The sequence below is a fragment of the Variovorax sp. 20P10.2.4 genome (assembly GCF_058244205.1).
This window is the reverse complement of the sequence record NZ_JBZAYE010000771.1, coordinates 1-3,083: the sequence shown is the minus strand read 5'-3', so window position 1 is coordinate 3,083 and position 3,083 is coordinate 1. Positions and strand designations below refer to the sequence as shown.

Below are 3,083 nucleotides of genomic sequence, written 5' to 3'. Positions count from 1 at the left end.
GCGCCGATGCCGAGCGCGAAGGCCAGCGCGCGGCCGCCGCTGCGCTCGCCGAGCAGGTGCACGCCGGCCGCGAGCAGCACCAGCACGACCGAGGCCACGGCCAGCGCGGGCCAGCGCGCCGCGCCCGTGTCGTTCAAAAAAAACGAGCCCGAAGGCTCGCCCAATGCCGTCCGCGCTTCCGGCGGACGGCCACCCAACTCGTGATGACTCACGCACCCTCCTCGTTCTTCTTCTCTCCTCGAATCACTTCGACGCCCAGACGGTGCCGCTCGGGTTGTTCACCGGCACGCCGACCGCGTTGCCGTACTCGGTCCACGAGCCGTCGTAGTTGCGCACGTTCTTGTAGCCGAGGATGCGATGCAGCGCGAACCAAGTGTGGCTCGAGCGCTCGCCGATGCGGCAGTAGGTGATGACCGGCTTGCTGCCGTCGATGCCCGCGGCGGCGTAGAGCGCCTTCAGCTCGGCCGGCGACTTGAAGGTGCCGTCCTCGTTGACCGCGCGGCCCCAGGGCACGTTGGTCGCGCCGGGGATGTGGCCCGCGCGCACCGCGAGTTCGGCCGCGCCCGGCGGCGCGAAGATCTTGCCGCTGTATTCGTCGGCCGAGCGGATGTCGACCAGGCGCGTGTCCGACTTGCCGTCGGCCACCGCCACCACGTCGGTCAGGCGCGCGCGCAGCGCCGGGTCGGGCCGGCTCGCCTTGAAGGCGGTGGCGGCGTACTCGGGCGTGCGGTTCTCGAGCGTGCGGTTCTCGGCCTCCCACTTCTTGCGGCCGCCGTCGAGCAGCTTGACGTTGTTCAACCCGTACTGCTCGAACACCCAGGCACCCCAGGCCGCGAACCAGTTGTTGTTGTCGCCGTACAGCACGATGATGGTGTCCTTGTCGACACCCGCCGCCGACAGCAGCTTCTCGAACTGGGCCTGGCTCACGATGTCGCGGCGCACGCGGTCGTTGAGGTCGTTGTGCCACGAGAAGTTGACCGCGCCGGGGATGTGGCCGCGCTCGTAGAGGCCGGGGTTCACGCTGACCTCGATCACGCGCACCTTGGCGTTTCGGAGGTTCTTCTCGAGCCACTCGGTCGACACCAGCGCCTCGCCGGCTTCGGCCGTGGATTGGGCGACGGCCACGGGGGCGCTCGCGATGAAGGTCAGCGTGGCAAGGGAGGCGGCTCGCCACCAGCGGCTCAGGATCGACATGCGTAACTCCTTGTGAAAAGTGCAGGCCGCACTTTAGGGAGTCGCCGCGCGCTCACCAACGAAGCGTTTGCGATATGGCTATGACCAATGCATCTGAAAGCGGCAGCCGCTTCGGCGCGATCAGGCCGAGGGCTTCGCGCCCTTGCGGCCGAACACCTCGGGCGCCACCAGCATGAAGGCGCGCACGCGGTCGGCCAGCACCGCGTCGAGGTCCTCGGGCATGGCCTCGGCGTAGATCCAGCGCCGCACGCCGATGTAGAAGATCCCGCCGTGCATGCCCCACATCAGCTCGCGCTCGCGCTCGGTGGGCTTGGCGCGCCCCGCGAGGCCGAGCTCGTGGCGCATCTCGCGCCAGATGTGCGGGAACAGCCGCTCCTTGAGCAGTTCCATGTACTGCCCCGGCACGTAGCCGTCGGACAGCCCCGAGAACACCAGGATGCGCACCCACTCCTTGGTGAGGATCGCGCGCGCATAGGCGCCGTAGAAGCGCACCAGCCGCGCCTCGAGCGGCGTGGAACGGTCGGACAGCCACTCCTCCCACTCCTGCTGCCAGCGCTCGAGGTAGACCTCCTCGTACACGCGCTCGATCAGCGCGCGCTTGTTCGGGAAGTAGTGATAGAGCAGCGGATGCGTGATGCCGATCTGCTGCGCCAGCTCGCGCGTCTGGCCGTCGAGGCCGCGCTCCGAGAAGAAGGCGATCGCGCCGTCGAGGATCTGGCGCTCGCGGTCCTCGGTCGAGAGCCGCTGGCGCGCGGGCTTGACGGCCACGTTCTTCGGGTCTTCGGATGCGTCTTTCATGAAACGGCTGTTGTCTTCGGTGTTGTCGTTGGAGGGCCGCAATTTACCTCATGGTAAGTACCAATGATCTTATTGACCAATCGTTAAATACTCCGACCCATGCGAACGGCACCGGCTCCCGGTGCGCCACCGAAGAAAGAGACGACGGATGGAACTGCAAGGCGAACAGTGGATTCCCGCGGGCCGCGAGACGGTCTGGCGCGCCCTCGACGATCCCGAGTTGCTGGCGCGCTGCGTGCCCGGCTGCGAGGAGATCCGCCGGCTCGGCGAGAACGAGATGGAGGCGCGGCTGCTCGCCAAGATCGGCCCGGTGCGCGCGCATTTCAGCGGCCGCATCCGCCGGCTCGACGTGGTCGAGCCGCAGAGCTGCCGCATCGCCTTCGAGGGCAGCGGCGGCGCGGCCGGCATGGCCAAGGGCGAATCGCGCGTCACGCTCGCCACCGAGGGCAACGGCACGCGGCTGACCTACACGGTCGAGGCGGCCGTCGGCGGCAAGCTCGGGCAGATCGGCGGCCGGCTCGTGAATGCCTCGGCACGCAAGATGGCCGACGAGTTCTTTCTCGCGCTCAACGAGCAGCTCGCGCCCAAGCCCGCGGCGCAGGTGCTCGAAGCCGCGGCGGACGTGCCCGAGGCACGGCGCGAAACCGCCTCCGCGCCGGCGGCACTGATGGCACCTCGCGCCGCCACCGCATCGGCCGGCTTCGGCCCCTGGTCCGGCGAACTGCAGCGCCTGCTGTGGCTCGCGATCGGCAGCGGCATCGGCTGGCTCGCGAGCCGCGCGTTCTGAGCCAGGAAAGCCCGCGATGAAAGCCCCCGCCTTCTCCTACCTGCGCGCGCAGAGCCTGGCCCAGACCTCGGCCCTGCTGCGCGAGCACGGCGACGCGGCCCGCGTGCTGGCCGGCGGCCAGACCCTGCTGGCCACGCTCAACATGCGGCTGTCGAAGCCGCAACTGCTGATCGACATTGCCGCCCTGCCCGAGCTGCGCGGCATCGAGCTGCGCGGCGACTTCCTGCGCATCGGCGCGCTGGTGCGGCACGTCGACATCGAATGCTCGGAACTGATCGCGCAACGGCTGCCGCTGCTGTCGCAG

Annotated in this window: 4 protein-coding genes; 2 read left to right on the top strand and 2 right to left on the bottom strand. The window is 69.1% G+C overall.

Annotated features, from left to right (window positions below; genetic code table 11):
- Positions 1–243: 243 nt before the first annotated feature.
- A complete protein-coding gene (locus AC27VN_RS37235; RefSeq protein ID WP_490879895.1) occupies positions 244–1,194 on the bottom strand; it encodes a sulfurtransferase in 951 nt (316 codons plus the stop codon).
- A gap of 120 nt (positions 1,195–1,314) precedes the next feature.
- The gene (locus tag AC27VN_RS37230; RefSeq protein WP_490879894.1) at positions 1,315–1,992 is read right to left on the bottom strand and encodes a TetR/AcrR family transcriptional regulator; all 678 of its coding nucleotides are present in this window, start codon (positions 1,990–1,992) and stop codon (positions 1,315–1,317) included.
- A 148-nt stretch (positions 1,993–2,140) separates the two neighbouring features.
- On the opposite strand from AC27VN_RS37230, the gene AC27VN_RS37225 reads away from it, so the two are divergent.
- Together AC27VN_RS37225 and AC27VN_RS37220 are read left to right on the top strand one after the other, a co-directional pair.
- On the top strand, positions 2,141–2,779 hold the full coding sequence (locus AC27VN_RS37225; protein WP_490879893.1) for an SRPBCC family protein: 639 nt from the start codon (positions 2,141–2,143) through the stop codon (positions 2,777–2,779).
- Positions 2,780–2,795: 16 nt separating this feature from the next.
- Positions 2,796–3,083 (top strand): FAD binding domain-containing protein (locus tag AC27VN_RS37220; protein WP_490879892.1); only part of this gene is annotated, 288 nt, incomplete at its 3' end.

Coding starts and splice junctions, on each gene's coding strand:
- AC27VN_RS37225 (WP_490879893.1), top strand. CDS start 2,141: ATGGAACTGCAAGGCGAACAGTGGATTCCCGCGGGCCGCGAGACGGTC.
- AC27VN_RS37235 (WP_490879895.1), bottom strand. CDS start 1,194: ATGTCGATCCTGAGCCGCTGGTGGCGAGCCGCCTCCCTTGCCACGCTG.
- AC27VN_RS37230 (WP_490879894.1), bottom strand. CDS start 1,992: ATGAAAGACGCATCCGAAGACCCGAAGAACGTGGCCGTCAAGCCCGCG.